This window comes from Sphingobium chungangianum, from assembly GCF_977014255.1.
Window position 1 is genome coordinate 1,976,030 of the sequence record NZ_CDRNIV010000006.1, and the last position, 21,438, is coordinate 1,997,467.

The window sequence follows — 21,438 nt, forward strand, 5'->3', positions numbered from 1 at the left end:
TGTTCCTCAATTTGCTACCTGGCCCGTATAGGTCTGCCCGCTTTCCATAGTGAGAGCGGCGCTAAAGGCCGGAAGAGATATCGTGCCGTTGAAAAGTGAAAGGAGGATTGGCCGGAACGTCATCCCCTTGATCCGAACTGTGACCAAAGGTGCGATGTCCGGACCATTTGGGTCTCCGGAGTATCCAATCCCTGAATTGCTGTAGAGAACTTCCACGTTTGCGGGCGCCAATTCAGGCAGGAACGCCTGCATTCGGCTAACAATCTTTGTGAAGGCCGTCGAATTATACGGTGTTATGAGGGAATTGCAGGCGCTCCCGGTGCAAGACTCACAAGTTGTCGAGTTGCAGGTCATAGAAGCGAAATAGGACGTGCCTATCGCTTCGCCCTGCGCAATCGCGCTACCGCCCGTTGCAAAGCTGTATGTCGCGATGCCGGTGGCCACCGGATCGGTCACGACGGCATAGCGCACCCCCATTTGGGTAGCTTTTTCGGCGCGGTTCCAAGTCCACATTACGCGCCCGACATCGATTATGCCCAATAAAAAGATCAGCAACAAGGGCAGGACCAGAGCGAACTCAGCGGCTGAGGAAGCGCGGGTGTCACGGACCAATAGGGCGCTTGATGCTTTCATGAGCCCACGACCGGAGACTCAGACCGAGCGTTGAGATACAAGGTACCGCTTCCGAACCCGAGCTTGTTGAACAGTGAACGATATTGCAACCGGTGAGCCGCGTCTGTCGTCGTCTGCACTTTCACGACCGGAATGAAATTCAGTCCATCGTAAATGCCGGACGGACTGACAGTGGTGGCGTCAACACAGTCGTAAGTCACTTTAATAGTTTCCGGATCTGTCCACCCATCGAGCCGGGCGCTCCCGCCGCTCAGTTGTCCGGTTCGCACGAGATTGCGCGTGTTCACCTCGATGCTTCCCCCCGGACTGTTATCGGTCGAAGCGCTAGCGCAGGAGTAATTTGAAAAACTGAGGCGGCCGGCATAGCGGGCACCATCCCGAACCGCCTTGACGACGACATGCTCGCTCAGAAAATAGTTGCCCAATTCGAACGAACCGAACATCAGCGCGATCAGAAACGGCGTCACCAAGGCCATTTCAGCGGCAGACGAACCCGATCGATCTCTCAGAAGGCGCGTGAACATCTGTCCGCCCCTCATTCGATCAGGCGCGGGGTGTCGCGCCTCGTTATTTGCGGCGCCCCGCCGCCCTCGCCGGTTCCAGATGCCCCGATCACCTCGACGTACACGTCGTTGCGGCTCGTATAGCTGTCCGAACATCCGTTTTTATTGCCATCGCATTTTGTGCGATCCAGGCTCGGCTCGACCATGAACACGTCGATATATCCGGTGACCGGAATCTTTTTACTGCCGTTCAATCCGGTCGTCTTGGAAACGGTGCGGCAATTCACGACCGCAGCCGTCAGGCGGCGTCGGTCTGTACCAGTCGTGCTGGGCACCACCCCGGGGAAGTTGCACTTACCGGCCTGAGGCGTGCTGTATGCCGCCAAGCTCGCATCGGCAGCCGTGACCTTCGTTGTCAGTCGAGTCGAGGTATCCTGCGCTTCCCACATGTAGGTCTGGTAACGCGTGACGTTGGGACCCAATCCAGTCGTATTTTGCCAGTCCAGCCCCGGATGATTAGATCTGAAATATGCAGCTCTATCCCAGGCACCATTCCCTATCCGTGAAGAATAGTTCCCCGATCCAATTGAATGCATCATATCGCGCGGGAAACCCATAATTTCCGGTGTGATCGATGGATCGAGCGCAGCGGCGGACGACGGACGGTATCGCTTGCTCGCGTAATTGGCGTCCGTGGCTGGATTTTCCTGCCATGAACAATTTGAGCTCCGGACGACGTCCTTGCGCACGTTGGTGGACGGTGAGCAGGGCGGGCTTTTGCAGGCGGAGTTATTGCCGGGCAAGAAATCGAACCGCATATTGAGGGAGTCACGAACCGCATTGAGGATATTGCCGGTTTCCGTGGTGACGTTCTCGGTAGGGGCGCAATTGGCATAGAGAGCGTTTGACGCAAGCGCCTCCGCAACGCTGTTTGCCCCCCGGCCCGCCTGATCGACGAAGCCGAAATTGCCCGGCCCCCATTGCGTGCCGCCCTCTCCCATGACGATGCCGGTACCCGACGGGATGGCGGTCGGATAATAGGGATCGTTGTTATTGATCGGCTCGTCAGGATTGCAGATGAAGAAAGGCACCGCGCCACAGATCGCTGATCCTACACCTGCATAAGCCTTCGCGGCCACGGGTCCCGACGAAATGACCGAAACGATCGGCGTCAGAGCATAGAATGCAGACCGCGAACCAACCGTGATTTCTACAAAATTCGCCGTGGCATCACTCGTAGCCGCCACGGACTTGTCCTTGGTATTGTAGAACTTGATGGCGCCGACCGCGTCACAATCGGGTTCGTTTGCGATGGTTATCTTCGGCAGGCTTCCGTCATTCGCAAACCTGCTATCGTTGGTGATCAAATTTCTCGCGGCATTCGCTGCTCGACTACATGCCCCGCTGGCTCCATCCAGCTGCGTCGCCGCTGCCAGCGCTGCCTGGTCCGCCGCATTCTGCAACTCGCTGTCCATGCTGGCGAGCCGCGCATAATCAAACGCGATGCCACCCGCCGCAATCAAACCGAAAAGCGACAGGGCCACAGTCGGCGCCACCGCACCGCTGGTTGACCTTAGCAGGCTGTTCCGACGGGCAGACATGGATCGAAGCCCTCCCCGCTTACCGGCCGCCCGAGCCGCCACCGCCGCCGCCAGACCCGCCGCCAGTGCCGGAGGTCGTGCTGATCGTCGCGGGCTTCTTCACCTTGTCGGTGCGATAGCGTTCCACCGCCGCCGCGCTGCGCTTGCCTTCGCCCCCTTCGACGAGCGTGCCTTCATAGCGCGGCTCCGGGTTGATCACCTGCAGCGCATAGTTATTCCGCACCGCCCCGCCAAAGGTCGGGTCGTTCGCCGTGCATCCAGCCAGCGCCGGAACGACCAGCATGGCGGCCAGGGACAGTCTGCGCATGGTCTCACTCCCGCTCATAGTTCATATCCGCTCTGGCTCGCCCCCGCCGGGGCCTGAGCCGGTGCCGGAGCAGCCGCCGCCGGAGCAGCAGGAGCAGGCACCGCTTGGCGCTTCTCCGGCGGCATCGCGTCAGGGTTAAGCGGATTGATCCCCACCGCCTTGTCCGTCCGCCCCATCAGGAACAGGTCCAGCTCGTTGGGATTGCCCACCCGGTCGGTCGGCAGGCTCACATCCTCCGCCCGCATCGGCTTCACCAGCCGGGGCGTCACGATCATGACCAGCTCGGTCTGCTGCTTCTGAAAGCCGGTCGAGCGGAACAGCGACCCGATGATCGGGATCGAACCCAATATCGGCAACTGCCGCACCGTATCCTGAAAGTCGTTGCGCAACAGCCCGGCAATCGCAAAGGACTGCCCGTCGCGCAGTTCGACCACCGTCTTGGCCCGCCGCGTCAGCAAGCCCGGCACCACCAGCCCGTTGATCGACACCGAAGCCGAAGGATCGATCGAGCTCACTTCCGGCTCAACCACCAGGTTGATGATCCCGTCGCTCAAAACCGTAGGCGTAAAGCCCAGGCTCACACCGAACGGCTTGAACTCGACGGTAATGCCATTATTGCCATTGCCGCCCCCGCCGCCGCCATTCTGCACGACCGGGATCGGAAACTCACCGCCCGCCAGGAAGGACGCCGTCTCACCGGACAGCGCCACCAGCGTCGGTTCCGCCAGCGTCTTGACCAGCCCCTTCCTCTCCAGCGCATCCAGCGCGGAAAACAGGTTCAGGCTGCCAATCTTATAGGCCCACGTCCCGACACCAAACGCATCGGACAAGCCGTCCAGCTTGATGGTGGGAACACCGTCATTATTGGTCGGGATGATCGAATCCCCGGCCAGATTGCCGATGCTGCCCGCCGTCCGATTGCCGGTGAAGCTATGGTTCAGCCCGATCTGCTTCGCCGCCTGCCGGTTCACTTCCGAAAAGCGCACCTCCAGCATCACCTGCTGCGAAGCACCCACCGACAGCATGTTGACGACCTTCTCGTCACCGCCCGCATAGGTCCTGGCGATCTGCACCGCCCGATCGACCGCCGAAGCGCTCGACACCGTGCCCGTCAACACCACCGCATCGTTGGAGATGCGCGCGCCGATCTGCTCGCCGGGGATCAACTCCGCCAGCTGCCGCTTCAGCGTCACGACATCCGGCCCCACCGCCACATCGACCACCGCGATCAACATGTTGCGGCTGTCATAGAGGGTCAGGCTCGTCGTCCCCACCTTCTTGCCCAGCACATAGAGCGACCGGTTGGTCAGCGGCAATATGTCCGCAACTTCCTGATTGCCCACCAGCGCCTTGGAAAAAGCGCGATCAACCGTCAGCACCTGGCTCTTGTTGAGCGGCACGTCCAGCTGCCCTGCATGATCCACATTGCTGGCGGTCAGCGAAGCGATCTGGGCCCTGGCCGGGCGTCGCCGCCCCTGCGACCAGCGCTGCCCCCAGCGCCAGCGCCCTCATGGACTTACTGCGAACCATAGCGCTTCACCTCATAGCTGGTGCCGGTCGTGCCGCGCACGATTTCGACCGATGCGGTCGCGGGCAATGCGGAAACATTTCTCGGAACGCTGCGCCGGGGCGCACGCATCCTGGGCATCGGAGCCGGCGCGAAGCCAGCCTCCGCGATCCGCGCGCGTGGGCCGGAGAAGCCCCCGACATAGGCGCCGTCACGCAAATCCTCGATCCCCACCGTCTGCACGGCCGGGTTGGGCTGGTCCGTCACATTGCGCAGCACCAGCGTCAACTGACCAACCTGCTGGCCCAGGACCAGCTTCTGCGCATCGACCTGATTGACCTCCAGCGTCGCGGTCTTGCCGACCGCCGGGTCTTTCGAACTGTCATTGGCATTCTGGTCGATGGCGATGATACGGGTGTTTTGCAGCAGCACGTCGGTTATCTGCTGGCTGCCGCCCGCGCCGTCCTGCGCCGTGCGCGTGACGAAGACATCGACAGTATCGCCTGGCAGCACGAAGCCGCCAGCCGCCGCCACGTCGCTCACGCGAACCGCGACTGCACGCATTTCGGGCCGCAGCACACCGGACATGGTGGCACGGCCTCCTTCTGCGGACAGCTTGGATGTCAGGATCGGCTCACCCGGCTCGATCTGGCGCAGCACAACCCGCTGCTTGCCAAGGGAGGTCAGCTGTACGGGATCGCGAAAAGCGCCCGGCGGCACGGAAGCCGCGGGCCAATCGACCACCCTGATCTTTTCCGGAGTAACCGCCGTGCCAAAGGCCAAAGGCATCGACGCAACGACGACCTTGACCATGCCAGCCTGCGGAGTCGCCTGCGCTTGCTCCGCCTTGCTCAGATAGGTGTTGGCGATGAAAACCGCCGCGAGACCCAGCAAGATCGCGAAGCCAAGGATTATAAGAGATCTACGCTGCCCCACGACAACTCCCCCCGGAGTTGTGAAATGCTGACAGTCGACCGGCCGAAACCGATCGACTGTCAAAAAATATATTCAGCAAGCCGTGCTGCTCGGAGTTCTCGTAATGCAGTTGCTAGCCTTATTCATAGCACCCGAAATGGAGTTACCGAGCCCATATGCTGCGACAGCAATGCCGCTGCCTACGATTGCCAGGATCAGCGCATATTCAGCCGCCGAAGCCCCACTCTGATCATTGATCAGCTTCTTGAAGAAAGTCATGTCTTTTCCCCTATTATTAGCAAGCAGAACCATTGCTGTTGCTGATGCAGTTTGACGCCCTACTCATGGCGGACGAAATTGAGGTACCGAGCCCATATGCCGCCACGGCAATACCGCTGCCAACAATGGCCAGGATCAGCGCATATTCGGCTGCCGAAGCGCCGCTCTGGTCACACCAGAGTGTCCTGAAAAAAGTCATGTTTGTTCACCCCTACTGCGCCGAAAGGCATTCCGGCTGCTCTTGCACAGTTCTGCGGGGGGGGGCCTTTGCCACCTGGCGACCCCAGCGGTGGTTTCTCCACTCGCCAGGCAGTTGGGCAGTTCCCGTAGAACTTGTCCCCAAAATGACCCAAAGCTGATGCAAGTCAACATGGTAAAAAAAGGCTATATTTTACAATATCTTAAAGCAATTTTTTGTTAACCATTTTTGATTTCTGTACCCGACTTTGCAAGTAACGCGGCTGAATTGCTTAATATATCCTTGGTTATATATCGCTTGAAATCTACAGAAATTCGCCCATTTACTTTTAGGCATTTTTCCATTTCTATCAATATATCTTGCACAAATAAAAATAAAACCACGAATAACGCAAATCTATACTTTTGCTTCTTAGCAGTATAAAGGTCTAATTAACGATATATATCCATGGCTCTTGGTGATCCGTCGGACCACATGCTCGCCACCAATAGCTCCACCAACCCTTCCGCCCCGTCACCTTTTAAGGGTACAGCCTCGCACTACCGCTCGGCGTCGCACCTCACGCTCCATCGCAAATCAGCACCAACCCGCCGCGCCTTACAGCCCGCGAATCACCCGCATTTTTTGGAAAACAACTCGGCCCGGCTCCCTGCCCTGCCGAAGCACGCAATCAGTTCGGGATCACCCCAACGCTCTTCAAGCGCTCACCCGGTTGCGAAAAGTCACGTTCACCCGCTCCGACAGCAGCAGATAGGGCAGCCATAGCGCCGCGCTGATCAGCACCTTCTTGATATTGCCGGTCAGCAAATCGACCAGCGCCAACTCAACGGCATGGGGCACATCCCCGACGCGCGCCACCAACTGCGCAATGCCCAACTGTGCCATCAGGTCCACGCCCCACACCATCACCAGAAAGCGGGGGAACAGAGGCACCATGCGCAACGCCATGGCAAAGGCGAACATGTAAAGGCTGGACAGCAGCACTACATCCGCCAGCATCACTGCATACAGGCTGACGAACCATGTCGGCGCATAGCTGCCCAGCGCAGGCACGGCGCTCAAAAACTCCAGCGTCCGCACCGGCACGTTGAGCGCGATGCCCAGCAATAGCGACGCCATCACGCCATACAGCCCGAATTGCGACATCTCGCGTGCCTTCAGGCAGTCGATCTTGCGCCACCGGCCGACCTTCGCCAACCGAAAGCTCGGCTGCGCATGCACGCGCCCGGCCGGAAACAGCTTCAGGCCCAGCAGCAGGGTAGCCACCGGCGCGCCTACGACCAGCAGATAGGGCAACAGCCCCGCTTCGCTCGTCCAGGGAACTCCCGCATAGGGTGTAGCCGGAAAGGCCAACCGCAGCCCGCAGGCAAAGGCCGCGATCACGACCCAGGCGGCAATGATGCGCTCCAGGTTCAGCTGCAACGACAGCACCAGCGCCACGCTCTTGCGGTAAAGATGATTCTGAACCAACCGCACCATGGAAACCCGGACCTCCGCCCCGCCAACTAGAATGGCCGACTATCAATCATTCTGGTTAACTCACGGTAAAACGCCTCACCACCCCAAATGGTTCTGCCCATTAATCCTCCCCATGCCTGCATGGGGAGGGGGGACCAGCGAAGCTGGTGGAGGGGAAAACGCGCAACGTCGCCAAAACTGCGACATTCACATTATTCCGCTCAACGGCAGCCACCCCTCACTTCCGCGGCACAGTAATCTGAATCATCGTCCGCCCCCCAGATTGTGCAAATACACCTCGCCCCCCAATCCCTGTATCCGCCGCATCAACGATCGCGACTGCACCGCGCCGGTCGACCCCAGCCTCGCCAGATTGGGCACCCCGTCATCCGTCACATGCAACGCGATCCGGTTGCCCGCCGGTCGCAGGGAAAATTCCATCGTCCGCGCTCCGGCATGGCGCACCGCATTGGCGACGATCTCGCGCACGGCAAAGCTCAGTTCCCGGCCGATCATCGCACTGGTGGCGCAATTGCCCTCCTCCACGCGCAGGTCGCACTCGATGCCCCATTGCTGCGCCAGCGACCGGACGACCATCGACAGTGTTTCGGGCAGATAGGCAAAATCATCCTCATCCCGAACCGGATTGATGATCCATCTTATGGTGCCGATCTGGTCCTTCGCGATCTGATCGATAGTGCGCAGCACGGGAATAGCATCCTCTACCGTCCCGTTCAGCACCGGCGCGGCCTGATAACGAATGCTGGCCAGCGCCTGCAGCACGCTGTCATGCAACTCCCGCTGCAACCGCTCACGCTCCCGCGCGCCTGCAATGACATGGGCCAGGTCCAGGCTGTTGCGGACCATCAATTCCTCGCACGCGCTTTCGAACACCCGCTGGGCGATCGCCGCCACATCCTCATGCGTCGGATCGTCCAGTTGAACCGCGCCCACTGCCTCGAACGTGCCCAGCGAAACGAGCAGCGTCATCACCGTTTCGGCATCCAGCAGAACCGCCAGGCCCGACCACTCCGCGTCAGGAGCTCGATCTGGCTGACACCGTCCTGCGAAAGACTGATCGACGCGCCACGGCGGCGGTCATGCCATCCCGTCTCGACCGCCAGCAATGCGTCGCTACCCTCCGGCATGCTGTCGCCGGAGCGGCTTGATGCAAAACGATAGGGTTCCGTGCTGGCGGTACGGAACAGCAACGCGCCATTTTCACCGCCCGTCGCGATCTTCAACGCCTGCAACAGAAAGGCGCCAGCCCCGCCCTTCGCCAGCGTCAGACTGCCTTCCGTCAGCCTCCTTGCCCGCTCCTGCTGAAGCAGCTTTTCGCGGCGCGGGCCTAGCAACATGCCCGTCACCGTGATCACCACCGCAAGGTAGAGGACGCGCAACGCAACCCGCTCGGCATCCGGTTCGGATGGAACCGCGACCCAATCATTCACCCACACGATCAGCATCGCGGTCATCGCTGCAAACGCCCCTACAAACAGGTGGAAGCGCCGCCGGACGATCAGCGCGATCTCAACCACGACGAACAGGCTGCCGGGAAAATAGGGGCTGGTCGATGCGTTGGTGACGACCAGCAGCGCCAGGAACAGCAGAGCATCCAGGCACACCACCGGTTTGCGGATGCGCAATTCCGTGACCCAGGACCGCCCGGACAGGATCAACGCACCCACCGCCAGCAGCAGCATGGCGGCGATGATGCCGTTCTCCGCAGCCTCCGCCCAGGACCGGGGCGTCGCGAAGACAAAGCTAACAAAGCCATAGACGCTGGCGAGCACAAGCCGCGTGACGTCCAGCATGCGCCATGGCCGAAGCGCCGACGGGGCGAACGAACGCCCCCTCCCCAAGGTTCGCAGCAGTTCGGCATGTCTTCTGATCATGCTCTCACAACTCCGCCCGCCTATCTTATAGGACTGGATATATGTCTTCGGATAAGTATCTTTTGACTTCACTTAATAAGGGTGAAGTGAATCTAAAGGATATATCCGGGCAAGAGCAATGATAGATTGCAACGGACGTAGTAAATTAGCGAAATCACTCCGCGACGATGAACGAAAGCTCATCTTCTTCACGACCCCTTCTCCCGAACCCGCGCCATGATTGTCAGCGTCTGACCCGACCATCGCAGGCTCGCCTTCATTACGCAAGGGCAACAGGAAAAATCAGGGGCAAAGTCAATCACATGCCCCGTTGATTGTTTCGACACCGAAACAAGATTTCAGAAGATGATTCTTCTCGCCATCTCATCCATGAAAATAATCAAAAATCTGCTGCGCCACAGCTTTCGAAACACCCGGCGCTTTCAGCAAATCCTCCAGCGCCGCGCTTTTCACCGCCTTCGCCGTTCCAAAATGCATCAACAGCGCCCTCTTTCGCGACGGACCAATTCCCGGCACCTCATCCAGCGAACTGGTCGAAATCGCCTTGCTCCGCTTCTGCCGGTGCGCCCCGATCGCAAAACGATGCGCCTCATCCCGCAATCGCTGAAGGTAGAACAGCACGGGATGATTGATCGGAAAACTAATCTCCCGCCCATCCGGCATATGGAACACTTCCCGTCCATCACGCCCATGATGCGGCCCCTTCGCGATACCGATCATGCAAATATCCTCGATCCCCAAATCTTCCAGGATCGCCCGCGCCGCCGACAACTGCCCCTTACCGCCATCGATCAGCACCAGGTCGGGCCATTCCCCACTATCGCGATCAGGATCTTCCCGCGCCGCCCGGCCGAAACGCCGCTCGAACATCTCCCGCATCATCGCGAAGTCGTCGTTAGATGTTTCGGGGTTCTTCATGTTGAACTTGCGATAGGCGTTCTTGCGGAAACCTTCCGGCCCCGCGACCACCATCGCGCCCAGCGCATGGCTCCCCTGGATATGGCTGTTGTCATAAATCTCGATCCGGTCAGGCACGCCATCCAACCCGAATGTCTCGACCATCTCTTCCAGAATCTTAGCCTGCGTCGTCGTCTCGGCCAGCCGCCGGTCGAGCGCCTCCACCGCATTGCGCTGCGCCTGCTTGATCAGCCGCGTCCGATCGCCGCGCTGTGGGACCTCGATCCGCACCTTGGACCCGATGCGCTCCGTCAGAGCCTGCGCCATCAATTCACATTCCATCGGCGCGCGGTCGGACAGGATCAATTTAGGCGGCGGCACTTCCTCGTAAAATTGCGCCATGAAACTCGCCAGCACCTCATCTTCTGCCACTTCAGCCGTGTGGACAGGGAAGAAGCTGCGATGTCCCCAATTCTGCCCGCCCCGAATGAAGAAAGCCTGGATGCACATCGAACCACCCTTCGTCGCCAGCGCGAAGATGTCCGCATCGCCCAGCCCTTCGGCGTTGATCGCCTGGCTACCCTGAATGAAGGTCAACGCCTTAAGCCGGTCGCGCAGAACGGCGGCCTGTTCGAAATCCATCGCTTCCGAAGCGGCCTGCATCGCCTCGCCCAGCTTCTTCTGCACGGCAGTCGATTTGCCGCCCAGGAAATCCTGCGCATCCTTCACCAACTCTGCATAGCCCGCCTCGTCGATCCGCTGGACACAGGGCGCCGAACAACGCTTGATCTGAAATAGAAGGCAGGGCCGCGACCGATTGGCAAAGAAGCTGTCCGTGCAACTTCGCAGCAGGAACAGCTTTTGCAGCGCATTGATCGTCCGCGTCACTGATCCCGCGCTGGCGAACGGCCCATAATAGCGCCCCTTATATTTGCGCGCACCACGATGTTTCTGGACCCGAGGAAAATGATGATCTTCCCGCAAAAGGATGAAGGGGAAGCTTTTGTCGTCGCGCAGCAGCACATTGTAAGGCGGCCGGAACCGTTTGATCAGTTGTGCTTCCAGCAGCAGCGCCTCGGCCTCGCTGTTGGTCGTCACGATCGTCATCGACCGTGTTTGCGCCACCATGCGCTGCAATCGCTTTGGCAGGCGATCCACCTGCGTATAATTCGCCACCCGATTGCGCAGCGCCCGTGCCTTGCCAACATAGAGAACGTCACCGCGAGCATCCTGCATCCGGTAAACACCCGGCCGCGTCGGCAGAGTCTTTAGCGTGGTACGGATCGCCTCCACCCCTGCCTCGATATCCGGCGTGCCTGCTCCGCGTACGGTGAAGCTGGCCTTGTCCTCATGAAAACGGTCGGGAGATTGGGGATGCGACATGGGTGCAGAGATAGCGGTGACACAGACAAGCGCAATGGCTGGGCGCCGCTTCCTGAACCTTGGAGTCTAAATCAGCGCGAACCACCTTGACCATCTTCGGCCTTGTTCACGCGTGATTAGACGCCCGCGATATCCGCCCCCCCTTCCAACATCGGAGCGCGGATGACCGGAAATAATCGTAGAGACTTTGATCCTCGGCAACCCGGAGATGCTCGACATCCGCATGGCCAGGGAATCGTTTCCGAGATCCGGATCGTCGGCGTGCACGATATTCAAACTGCTCATAACCGGACGCAGGGGAGCGACACCAAGCTCCGCATGGTCATCGACAACAGCGGGCTTGCCGGTCAATCTTCTATGGTCGGCACATCGCGCGAGATATTAGCTGGGAACACACAAGGCCGATCCACATCCAGACATAAAAAAGGGCCGGTGCGACAAACCGCATCGACCCTTTTTAAGACGAAATCGTCGGCTTCAGATGCTGGGGCCAAGACCCTTGATTGCGCTATCCACCAACTGCCGATCCGCGCCCGCGTCATGGTTCTGCGCGATCAGCGTCGCAGCCGCGCTGGTGGCAGCGTTGACTGCCTTTGTACGGATGCCCGCAATGGCAGAGCGTTCCGCTGCACCGATCTTGTCCTCGGCCATCTTTTGGCGACGGGCAACCAGCGCTACCGCATTGGCCTTGGCGTCTTCGAGCAGCGTTGCCGCTTCGCTCTCGGCCGACTTGCGCATCGCTTCGGCTTCACCAGCCGCATTGGCCAGCTTCGCTTCATATTCAGCCTTCAGCGCGTCAGCCTCGGCGCGCAGCTTTGCAGCTTCCGCCAACTGTTCCTTGATCTGGGCGATCCGGCCGTCGAGCACATTGCCGATCAGCGCGGGGACCTTCTTGACCAGGAGGATCAGGATGAACACCGCCATCGCCAGGCTGACCCAGGCGGTCGCGTCCATGCCGACGGCCTTCGGGTCAGTGTGCGGCGCCACGCCTTCATGCGCGACGGTGCCCACCGGTTCCATCCCTTCGGAGTGAATTGCGTCGTCAAGATGCGGAGGCGTACCTTCGCTATGCTGTGCTGCTGCCTCAGCCATGGGCCAGTGCCGCCTTTACTGCGTTGCGGGCCGCTTCGTCCGACGCATTCACGCCGGAAATACGAGCGACCATGTCGCGCGCCGCTTCGGCGGCGACGGTTTCAATCTCTGCCATCGCTGCCTGGCTGGCCGCCTGGATGCGGGCTTCGGCAGCGCCGATCCGCGTGGCGATTTGAGCGTCGGCGGCAGCAAGCTGTCCTTCGGAAGCCTTCGCAGCTTCCGCTTTCGCACGGGCCAGCGTTGCCTGGGCCGCAGCCCTGCTTTCCGCATCGCGGGTGCGATAATCAGCCTCTGCCTCATCGGCGCGGGCGAAGGCAGCCTTGGCTGCGTCCAGATCACCTGTGATCTTCGCGTCGCGCGCGTCGGCCGTCGCCTGAACCTTAGGGACCATACCCTGGCCTATGACGAAGAAGACAAAGCCGAATGTCAGCAGCATCCAGAAAATCTGAGATGCATAGGTTTCGGCAATTTGCGCGATTTGAGGCATTATAGGTCCGTCCGATCAGGGCGCCGTCAATTCATGCGGACGGGCGGGACAGCGACAGCCGCCCTGCCCGTCCGCCGAGCGGTTGTCAGGCCACGAATACCAGGATCATGGCGATAACGAACGCCAGCAGACCCAGAAGTTCGGCTGCGGCGAAACCGATGAACAGGCGGCCCTGCTGGCCGTCAGCGGCGCCCGGATTGCGCAGCGCGCCTTCCAGGAACGATGCGAACACGTTGCCCACACCGAGCGAGGCGAGGCCCGCACCAATCGCGGCCAGGCCAGCACCGAGCAGCTTTGCGGCTTCTGCGTCCATGTCGTAAACTCCCTTTTCTAAACTCGAACAAATGGTTGGAAAAATAGTGGAAACTTAGTGGAGGTTCTCGGCGTCGTTCAGATAGACCGAAGTCAGCAGCGCGAACACATAGGCCTGGATCACCGCCACCAGCACTTCCAGAGCGCTGATACCGATCATCAGGATGAAGCTGGCGGAACCGACCGTCAGGCCATATCCGGCACCCGCGTTGGAGCTGTTGATCACGAACCCGGCCAGCACCTTGAGCAGAACGTGCCCGGCGGTCATCGCAACGAACAGTCGCAAGCCAAGGCTGAACGGCCGCACCATGAAGGACACCAGCTCGATCGGGAAGATCACCGGGATCATCGGCAGCGGCGTACCATGGGGCACGAACAGCGAGAAGAAGTGCAAGCCATGCTTCCAGAAACCAACGATCAGCACGATCGAAAAGCTCAGGATCGCGAGAACGCCGGTAGCCGTGAAGTGACTGGTGAAGGTGAAGGGATGCAGACCGATCAGGCCGAGCGGCAACAGGCCAAGCAGGTTCGCCAGCAAAATGAACATGAACAGCGAGAAGACATAAGGAATATACTTCTTGCCGCCTTCACCCACATTGGCGATCAGCAGGCTTTTGATGAAGCCGGTCATATATTCGACCGCCATCTGCCAGCGGCCGGGCACCAGCTCACGCTTCATGCCGCCGATCACGAAAATCCACAGCACCACAGCAGCAGCCACCATGTAGAGCGCGCTGTTGGTGAAAGCGATGTTGAAGCCGCCAAGCGACAAGTGATCCGTACCGAACAGCGGTTCGATCGCAAACTGGTGCATCGGATCGATTTTGCCGGATTCTGCCACGTTGACCCCTGTAACGTCTTGTATTCGGACTAAGATAAAAGCGCCCCTATTCGCCGGGACGCTTCGTCGTCGTCAATCTGATGATGTTCCTGAAAGCGACCACGATCCCAAGACCGAGGAAAGCCAGCAGGAGCCAAGGGGATGTTCGCAGAAAGTAGTCCAAAGTCCCACCAACCACGGCACCACCGGCAAGACCGCCGATCAGTTCTGCGAGAACCCTGTTGCCCAGGCGCGATCCATCATCGCCCTGTTGCTTAGTGGTCCCCTGTCTGACCTTTTCGGCTCGTTCGGCCTTCGCGATCCGCTCCTCAAGGGAAGTGATGCGCTCGTCCTCATTTGCCGGGTCTTGCCCGGGCACATCCTGCGTCATGGCCGTTCCTTTTCGTTCAGGCAGATAAGCCAACGTCAGGCGGCATGGCGCGTGCGGTTGCACCCGTCAAGGCGCGGCCCGTTTAGAAAGGGCTTTCGGGATAGTCAACCGTAGTTGGACAGGAGAATTGCGCTTCCGCCGGGCACAGCGGCGAAACACCCCGCAGTCGCGTAATTACCCGGCGGTCGCGCAATAGCTCGGCAGAGCAATCGGCCCGGCACCCTTGGTTTGCCAGGGTCCCGCGCCCACGCGATAAACCTGGCCCTGCTTCACGCGGTTGCTCAATGTCTGGCAACCCGTGGCTGCCGCCATATCCTGAACCGTGACGCCTCGCTTGCTGGCAAGGTCGGTGTAGGCCGCGCGCCGCTTGATGTTGATCGATTCGACTTCCGATCGCACCGCCGCGCTCACCGATCCAGCAATGCCCAGATAACCGTCCGCCTGTTCGCCCACGGCGCCCTCCGCCATAGCAGCAGCAACCGCGCCCGACTGCGCGCGAGCGGGCGCGCTCGCGACAAGGCCCGTGGCCAGCACGACGGCGGCACCTGCGACGATCATCAAAAGCTTGCGTGTCATTGCGGGAACAACTCCGGGTTATTCTGGATAAGATCCTGTGCATCGCGCTGAAGTCGTACGACGACCTCCTGCTGCACCTTTACATTCAGGTTGATTTCGATCGGCTTGTCCGGTGCCTTCACCTGGATGCAGCCCGTCAGGGCCAAACCGGCGAAACCCGCCGCAAAGATAGCTTGTGTCTTCATTTCTGTTCCCTGTTTCTCACAGTGTCGCTTTCCGCAGGGTTAACTGCAATCCCTTGGCGAATCTTCTCCTGCATCTGATCCCCTATGCTGTTCTGGATTAGCATAGTGGGATCGATGAAGGATTTTGCCGTGCCCAGCAGGCCGCGAAATGGCGCCGCGATGCGCACATTGAAGATGAAGGGCAATCCGGTCAGGTTGCGCGCCATACCCGCCGGAACATCGCCCAGCTTCCCCCGGTTGACGCCGTTGAACACGACATTGGTCACCATCTCTCCATCCAGCGCGCCGTCCATCAGGATGGTGAGGCATTTATATTGCATATTCTTGAGCGCGTCGAAGGCCAGCTTGCCCATCACGCCCAATTGCTCGTTCGAAACCGGCCCGACATAGGACAGCGTTCCCGACTGGCGGTTGGGATCGCACGGCACCGTGGGCAGCACCCCTTCGGGCATGATGAGCGGCGGCATGCCCTGCTGCCTTGCGGTCAGCACGCCCCCCGCGACGCGCCCGCCCTGAGCATTGAAGATCAGCGGCATGATCCCGTCGAACGTGCCTGTGGCCGATATATTCTCAAGCTCCATCGTCTGGATGAAGGCACCCGCATCAATGCCGATGACGCGGAACGTCAGATAGCGGTCCACATCCGCGCTGAAGTCCATTGTCGTGGGCAACAGAACCAGTTGCCCTCCGGAAAAGGGCCAGCCGCCGCCCTCGATGCGGACCTTCTGCCCAGGCTCCAGCCGGTAGCGGACAAGGCCATCGCGCACTTCGACGCCAGGATTGACCATCCTGATCCGCATTTCCTGCCCCGGCGCACTCACCAGCCCCAGCAGATCGGTAAAGCGCAATTCGCCGGTCATTCCCTCGACGGGACCGAACGCCGCCGCCAACTTGGCGTTATCGGTGCGGAACACGCCATCGCTGGTCACCTCCGTGCCGTTCCACCGAATGTGCCCTTCGCCCGTTACCGTCGCATTGACGTTGGCGACAACTCCCAGCGCCAGGCGGGTCACGTCCTCTGGCTGCAAATTGGGACCGAACACCAACCCCGGCACGGTCAGGTCGGCGTTGCCCCGGCCGGAGCCCAGATCATGCGCGATGTCCGCACGCGCCACCAAGGCATCGTTGCGCGGCGCCCGCAACGTTCCTGTCGCCAGGATTCGGCCGTCCCGCAAGCTGAGCGCGAAGTCCGGCACCTTCAACGGCTCGAACCGTCCCGGCGTCTGGGCATCGCGCACCATCACCGACGCGGCGAGCTTCAACACGCCTCGCGTGAAGCTCCATTCGCCCGCGCCATCCTCCACAATCAGCGGAACGGAACCGATTCGCGCGTTGGTCCCTACCAGCCTTCCCGTCAAACCCTGCGCCGTAGCCCTGCCGGTCAGCGTTTGCGCGACCAGGCGTACCGGAGATGCTTCAGGCCCGATCGCCAGTTCGGCCCGAGATAGCGAAAAGCCTTCCCGACCGATGGCGACCCTTGCCCGCTCTGCCGACAGCCGCATCGGACTCTGGCCGCTCCGTCCTCGCAGGTCGAGATCGCGAATCTCGGCCCCCGCGCTCACCCCGCCCGGCCCCGTTGCGACCAGAGCGCCGCCGCCGATTGGGCACAGCGTCTGCCGGGTACGCCCGACCGAAAAGCTGCCGTAGCGCGCCTCTTCCAACGCCAACGGCACGCAGCGCCGGTTGATCGCGATCGACCCATCAGCATTCAGCTGTCCCGCGACTGGCAGCACAAGCCCGCGCAGACGTCCGCCGGGCAGTGGGCCGTCCAGCCTTGCCACCGTTGAAAAGAGCGTATCTCCCCCAGGTCCGGCGGTGAAACGTACCGGATCGAGCGCCAGCCTGGCGTCACGAGCCGCATATGGGTCGATAAAAAGCTGTCCACCCAATCCGCCACCCGGCCGCCGTGCCAGCCGCAGTGCAGCCTTCGGCAACCCGCCCCCGTCCGTCGTGAGCGCACCATCCAGCGCCCAGTCGACAGCCGTTCCCTTACCCGGCCAGGCGATGGTCACCCTGCCATCGCCGGGAATCGCCACGCACGCGCCGCTGCGTGATTCGAATCCACTGTTCGTCAGCACGACGCTTCCACCCTGGCCGCTTTGCGCGAAGGCCAGGCTGGTTCGCAGCACATTATCCTCCCCGGCGCGGCCCACCGCATCGGCCAGCCGTTGGGCCAGCGGCGCCAGAGGCGTGCCCGCCGCAGACCGCTTCAACCCCGCCAGAGGATCACGTCCGGAAAGGCTCAGTTGATGCGCCGACAAACGCCCGCTGGCTTGTGACTTACCTTTTGCGACGCTCCAAGCGCCGACAATCTCGGACTGACCCGCCTTGAGACCCGCCATACCCAGTGCCGCCGCGCCGATCCGCGCACGGCCAGCCGTCTCCAATGCATTGCCATCAAAGTCGATCCGCCCGCTGGGTTTCGCCAGCACCATCCCAGAGGACTTCAACGCCTCCGCTCCCAATACGACATGGCCGTTCCATCGATCCAGGGCCTTGCCGATCCAGACGTCTATGTCCGCTCTCGGCTTCGCTGCGCCGGTCGCGCTGTTCCTGCATCCAAGAGCCGTCGCCTGCGCCGGTCCAACCAGATGCGGTCGCTCATTCCTTATCGCGACATCCAGCAAGGCGGTCATGCCCGCCACGTTGCACCCCGCGAACGCCGCCCGTGGCATCGCGGCGGCAAGGCGGCCATCGAAGCCAGACCTCAGATTACCCTTACCGTCGATCTGCATGCCGACTACTCCGGCGTCGGTATCAAGCCGCATGCGCGCATCGCGCAGCGCAAGGGCGATGTCCGGCAGGCTGAACGGTGCTTTGGACGCAGGATCGCGGAACTTGTCCAATTCTCCGAGCCGGAGCACCCCATCACGATAAGAACCGTGCAGCCGCACGCCCCCGGCCCTCACGGCCGCGACATGCGGAGACAGGCCTGTGAAGGCCAGATCCACTTCCACCCACAGGGCAGTCAGATCGGGATTCGCCGGATCGCCAAGGACGATATTCTCGATACGCTGGGTGCGCAGGCCAATGTCCTTCAGGTCATAGCTTGCTTGGACGCCGCGCCGGTTCATCTCTCGCCCAATGAAATTTTCCGCGATCGGCGCTCGCTGGGTCCACAACGCAACAAGGATCAGCGCCAGAGACCCCGTCCCTACGCCCAGCCAGCGTAACCAGCCGCGGCGAACTCCCTCTTCGCCGTCCTCAACTTCCATGCTTATGGCCAACCCCGGCTTTCACACTCGATCCGTAACGCCTGCATAACGTCTGACGCTCCCTAAATATCCTTGCCCGATTTTTGCGCAACGCATAGGCCCATTTCTCTGAACGGGGGATTATAAGGCATTGGCGGACAGGGAAGTTGTGGTCAGCCATGACGGCGTGGGGCATCGCGCCCGGCTTCGGCAGAAGCTGGCGGAGAGCGGCGGCGATGCGCTGCACGATCACGAGCTTATCGAATATCTGCTGGCCCTTGCCATTCCCCGCCGCGATACCAAGCCGCTCGCGAAGGCGTTGCTGCGTGAATTTGGCGGCATCGGCGGCTTGATGACCGCCGATTGGCAGGCGATCGCGCGCGTCCCCGGCATGGGCGACACCAGCATCGCCGCTGTCAAGATCGTGCATGCCACCCTTCTGCGCATGCTCCGCAATGAGGTGTCACAGCGTCCGGTCCTTGCAAGCTGGCAAGCCCTGCTCGACTATCTGCGTGCCGACATGGCCTATCTCCCAGTGGAGCGCGTTCGCGTGCTTCACCTCAACAGCCGCAACATGCTGATCCGCGACGAACATATGGGCGACGGCTCGATCGACCAGGCGGCCATCTACACACGCGAAGTCATTCGCCGCGCCATCGACCTTGGCTCATCAGCGCTGATCCTGGTGCACAACCACCCAAGCGGTTCTCCCGAACCCAGCCGTCAGGACATTGAGATCACGCGCCAGATTGCGGAGGCAGGCAAGCGCCTCAACATCGCGGTGCATGATCATATCATCATCGGATCGCAGGGACACAGCAGCCTGCGCGCGATGGGGCTATTGTAGGGCCGTCCTTCTTACCACCGGCAGGGAGGACGTTCCACGGATGTCCTAACCCTCGAACCCCACCGAAAGAAATTCAGGCACAGGTCCGTTCCAGCCCTCATCCGGACCTTCATCCCGAACATCGGCGCGACGCGACTTTGAACCATTATCCTGCTGGCGGGCAGGACGAGGCTCTTCCCGCGGTTCGTCATCCTTGCGCTTGGCGGGCTTGCGCTCCACCTTCCGCTCGCTATTCCGGCGCGGCTCTTCGGCCTTATCCCCCTTTGCAGCGGCAGCAGCGGGGGTGTCGATCGTCTCGATCTTCTGCCCGATCAGCTTCTGAATATTATCGATCGCCTCGGCATCTTCCGGGGTCACAAAGGTATAGGCGACACCCGATGCCCCCGCACGCCCGGTACGGCCAATACGATGAACATAATCGTCCGGATGCCAGGGAGCATCGAAATTGAAGACGTGGCTGACGCCCTTGATATCCAGCCCGCGCGCAGCGACATCGGACGCTACCAGGATATTCACCGATCCCGCCCGGAACCGCTCCAGTTCGGCAATTCGCGAAGACTGATCGATGTCTCCATGAATCTCGCCCGACTTGAAACCGTAGCGCTGCAGGCTCTTGTTCAGTTCACGAACCGTGGTCTTGCGGTTGCAGAAGATCACCGCGCTGAGCACTTCCTCCTGCTCCAGCATCGCGCGCAGCGCTTCGCGCTTCTTGCGCGAATCAACCTTCACCAGCCTCTGGGTGATGTTGGTGGAGGCAGTGGCGGGCCGCGCCACCTCGATCGACTTGGGATTGCTGAGGAACCGATCCGCCAGCTTCTTGATCGGCGCGGGCATGGTCGCTGAAAACAGCAGTGTCTGCCGCTGCGAGGGCAATTTGGTGCAGATTTCCTCAATGTCCGGGATGAACCCCATGTCCAGCATGCGGTCAGCTTCATCGATGACCAGCATCGAACAGCCGTTCAGCAATATCTTGCCGCGCTGGAACAGGTCCATCAGTCGGCCCGGCGTGGCGATCAGCACATCGACGCCCTTTTCCAGGGCTTTGAGCTGATCGCCCATCTGCACGCCGCCGATCAGCAGCGCCATGTTGAGCTTGTGATATTTCCCGTATTTCTCGAAATTCTCGGCAACCTGCGCCGCCAATTCGCGCGTCGGCTCCAAAATGAGCGAACGCGGCATCAACGCACGAGCCCGGCCATGAGCCAGAATGTCGATCATCGGCAAAACGAAGCTGGCAGTCTTGCCCGTCCCCGTCTGCGCGATGCCGATAATGTCCTTCATCATCAGTACGGGGGGGATCGCCTGCGCCTGAATCGGCGTGGGCGTATCGTATCCGGCCTCGTTAACGGCCTTCAACAGTTCATCGGAAAGGCCGAGATCGGCAAAAGTCATTCAATTGTCCGGGACAGAGGCTCTTCCGCAACGCGCTCATGCATCACGGAAATCGCGCGCGCCTTGCGGAAATATTGGTATCTTGTCAAGAAAATCGCGCATCGGAGCGCGTTTCGACAGGCGGTCAATCGTCCCCGTCCGCCTCTTCCAATCGCCGAAAACTGTCGATCACGCAACTAAGCCCGCTTCGCGCCTGCAATTCATCGCGCCCGGAACAAAGCGACCCATCCTCATCCGGCTCGACGTAAAATCCCGAGTAGAAGCCTGTCGAACTGCACCCCCGCTCCAGCCGAGCCCTATAGCGGTGATTATCTGCCAACAGCAGATCGACGCCATTATCCACAATGACGCTGGCTGACCGGATCGACCGCAAGGCGATGCAGCGCGGCCCCTTCTTTTCCTTCCACGCACGCCCCGCCTGCGGAGCAATGCGCGCGGGCGCTCGTCCCTTTTTCGCCATTGGCACGCGAATGATGATCCGTTGCTCGATAGACATCTGCGCCAATTGCACGGGCTCACTCACGGGCGCGACAAGGAGCAACAGGACGGAATGAAGCAAATCGAA

22 protein-coding genes are annotated in these 21,438 nt (G+C 60.7%); 1 reads left to right on the forward strand and 21 read right to left on the reverse strand.

The annotated features are described in order from the left end of the window. Window positions 1-6: 6 nt before the first annotated feature. The 19 genes from ACWNC0_RS16890 to ACWNC0_RS16980 all read right to left on the reverse strand — a co-directional run bounded on the left by ACWNC0_RS16890 (window position 7) and on the right by ACWNC0_RS16980 (window position 18,655). Window positions 7-612 (reverse strand): TadE/TadG family type IV pilus assembly protein, encoded by a 606-nt coding sequence (locus tag ACWNC0_RS16890; RefSeq protein WP_449473265.1) that lies wholly within the window; start codon window positions 610-612, stop codon window positions 7-9. Between the two features lie 17 nt (window positions 613-629). Further along, entirely contained in the window at window positions 630-1,157 is a 528-nt protein-coding gene (locus tag ACWNC0_RS16895) for a TadE/TadG family type IV pilus assembly protein (RefSeq protein WP_449473267.1), read from the reverse strand. 11 nt (window positions 1,158-1,168) lie between these two features. Next, window positions 1,169-2,737 (reverse strand): pilus assembly protein TadG-related protein, encoded by a 1,569-nt coding sequence (locus ACWNC0_RS16900; RefSeq protein WP_449473268.1) that lies wholly within the window; start codon window positions 2,735-2,737, stop codon window positions 1,169-1,171. 19 nt (window positions 2,738-2,756) lie between these two features. Beyond that, a complete protein-coding gene (locus ACWNC0_RS16905) occupies window positions 2,757-3,044 on the reverse strand; it encodes a hypothetical protein (protein WP_449473270.1) in 288 nt (95 codons plus the stop codon). A gap of 14 nt (window positions 3,045-3,058) precedes the next feature. After that, window positions 3,059-4,444, reverse strand: coding sequence for a type II and III secretion system protein family protein (locus ACWNC0_RS16910; RefSeq protein WP_449473271.1), 1,386 nt, complete (start codon window positions 4,442-4,444; stop codon window positions 3,059-3,061). A gap of 116 nt (window positions 4,445-4,560) precedes the next feature. Continuing rightward, window positions 4,561-5,487: a Flp pilus assembly protein CpaB gene (cpaB, locus tag ACWNC0_RS16915; protein WP_449473273.1), complete on the reverse strand. Its 927-nt coding sequence runs from the start codon at window positions 5,485-5,487 to the stop codon at window positions 4,561-4,563. 72 nt (window positions 5,488-5,559) lie between these two features. Then, window positions 5,560-5,745: a Flp family type IVb pilin gene (locus ACWNC0_RS16920; RefSeq protein WP_449473275.1), complete on the reverse strand. Its 186-nt coding sequence runs from the start codon at window positions 5,743-5,745 to the stop codon at window positions 5,560-5,562. A gap of 895 nt (window positions 5,746-6,640) precedes the next feature. Then, on the reverse strand, window positions 6,641-7,423 hold the full coding sequence (locus ACWNC0_RS16925; RefSeq protein WP_449473277.1) for a DUF2569 domain-containing protein: 783 nt from the start codon (window positions 7,421-7,423) through the stop codon (window positions 6,641-6,643). 243 nt (window positions 7,424-7,666) lie between these two features. Next, window positions 7,667-8,392 carry a sensor histidine kinase gene (locus ACWNC0_RS16930; protein WP_449473279.1) on the reverse strand — a complete coding sequence of 242 codons (726 nt, stop codon included), beginning with the start codon at window positions 8,390-8,392 and terminating at the stop codon, window positions 7,667-7,669. Beyond that, complete coding sequence (locus ACWNC0_RS16935) at window positions 8,392-9,297, reverse strand: hypothetical protein (RefSeq protein ID WP_449473280.1); 906 nt, start codon at window positions 9,295-9,297, stop codon at window positions 8,392-8,394. Before ACWNC0_RS16935 ends, ACWNC0_RS16930 begins: the two co-directional genes overlap by 1 nt. Window positions 9,298-9,660: 363 nt before the next feature. Beyond that, window positions 9,661-11,577 carry an excinuclease ABC subunit UvrC gene (uvrC, locus tag ACWNC0_RS16940; protein ID WP_449473282.1) on the reverse strand — a complete coding sequence of 639 codons (1,917 nt, stop codon included), beginning with the start codon at window positions 11,575-11,577 and terminating at the stop codon, window positions 9,661-9,663. Window positions 11,578-12,054: 477 nt separating this feature from the next. Further along, entirely contained in the window at window positions 12,055-12,669 is a 615-nt protein-coding gene (locus ACWNC0_RS16945) for a F0F1 ATP synthase subunit B family protein (protein ID WP_449473284.1), read from the reverse strand. Beyond that, window positions 12,662-13,156 (reverse strand): F0F1 ATP synthase subunit B family protein, encoded by a 495-nt coding sequence (locus tag ACWNC0_RS16950; protein WP_449473286.1) that lies wholly within the window; start codon window positions 13,154-13,156, stop codon window positions 12,662-12,664. The genes ACWNC0_RS16945 and ACWNC0_RS16950 overlap by 8 nt, the downstream gene beginning before the upstream one ends. A gap of 85 nt (window positions 13,157-13,241) precedes the next feature. Further along, window positions 13,242-13,469, reverse strand: a complete 228-nt coding sequence (locus ACWNC0_RS16955; RefSeq protein WP_021240110.1) for a F0F1 ATP synthase subunit C — start codon at window positions 13,467-13,469, stop codon at window positions 13,242-13,244. 54 nt (window positions 13,470-13,523) lie between these two features. Then, entirely contained in the window at window positions 13,524-14,309 is a 786-nt protein-coding gene (locus ACWNC0_RS16960) for a F0F1 ATP synthase subunit A (RefSeq protein WP_196225809.1), read from the reverse strand. 46 nt (window positions 14,310-14,355) lie between these two features. Beyond that, window positions 14,356-14,679: an AtpZ/AtpI family protein gene (locus ACWNC0_RS16965; protein ID WP_449473288.1), complete on the reverse strand. Its 324-nt coding sequence runs from the start codon at window positions 14,677-14,679 to the stop codon at window positions 14,356-14,358. A 174-nt stretch (window positions 14,680-14,853) separates the two neighbouring features. Beyond that, on the reverse strand, window positions 14,854-15,255 hold the full coding sequence (locus ACWNC0_RS16970) for a DUF1318 domain-containing protein (RefSeq protein ID WP_449473290.1): 402 nt from the start codon (window positions 15,253-15,255) through the stop codon (window positions 14,854-14,856). Continuing rightward, window positions 15,252-15,440 (reverse strand): YnbE family lipoprotein, encoded by a 189-nt coding sequence (locus tag ACWNC0_RS16975; protein ID WP_196225806.1) that lies wholly within the window; start codon window positions 15,438-15,440, stop codon window positions 15,252-15,254. Before ACWNC0_RS16975 ends, ACWNC0_RS16970 begins: the two co-directional genes overlap by 4 nt. After that, window positions 15,437-18,655 (reverse strand): intermembrane phospholipid transport protein YdbH family protein, encoded by a 3,219-nt coding sequence (locus ACWNC0_RS16980; RefSeq protein ID WP_449473292.1) that lies wholly within the window; start codon window positions 18,653-18,655, stop codon window positions 15,437-15,439. Before ACWNC0_RS16980 ends, ACWNC0_RS16975 begins: the two co-directional genes overlap by 4 nt. A gap of 130 nt (window positions 18,656-18,785) precedes the next feature. On the opposite strand from ACWNC0_RS16980, the gene radC reads away from it, so the two are divergent. Then, window positions 18,786-19,481, forward strand: a complete 696-nt coding sequence (radC, locus tag ACWNC0_RS16985) for a RadC family protein (RefSeq protein ID WP_449473294.1) — start codon at window positions 18,786-18,788, stop codon at window positions 19,479-19,481. 45 nt (window positions 19,482-19,526) lie between these two features. On the opposite strand, the gene ACWNC0_RS16990 is transcribed toward radC, so the two are convergent. Both ACWNC0_RS16990 and ACWNC0_RS16995 read right to left on the reverse strand, forming a co-directional pair. After that, window positions 19,527-20,873 carry a DEAD/DEAH box helicase gene (locus tag ACWNC0_RS16990; protein ID WP_449473296.1) on the reverse strand — a complete coding sequence of 449 codons (1,347 nt, stop codon included), beginning with the start codon at window positions 20,871-20,873 and terminating at the stop codon, window positions 19,527-19,529. A gap of 124 nt (window positions 20,874-20,997) precedes the next feature. Next, window positions 20,998-21,432 (reverse strand): hypothetical protein, encoded by a 435-nt coding sequence (locus ACWNC0_RS16995; RefSeq protein ID WP_449473298.1) that lies wholly within the window; start codon window positions 21,430-21,432, stop codon window positions 20,998-21,000. Window positions 21,433-21,438 lie beyond the last annotated feature (6 nt).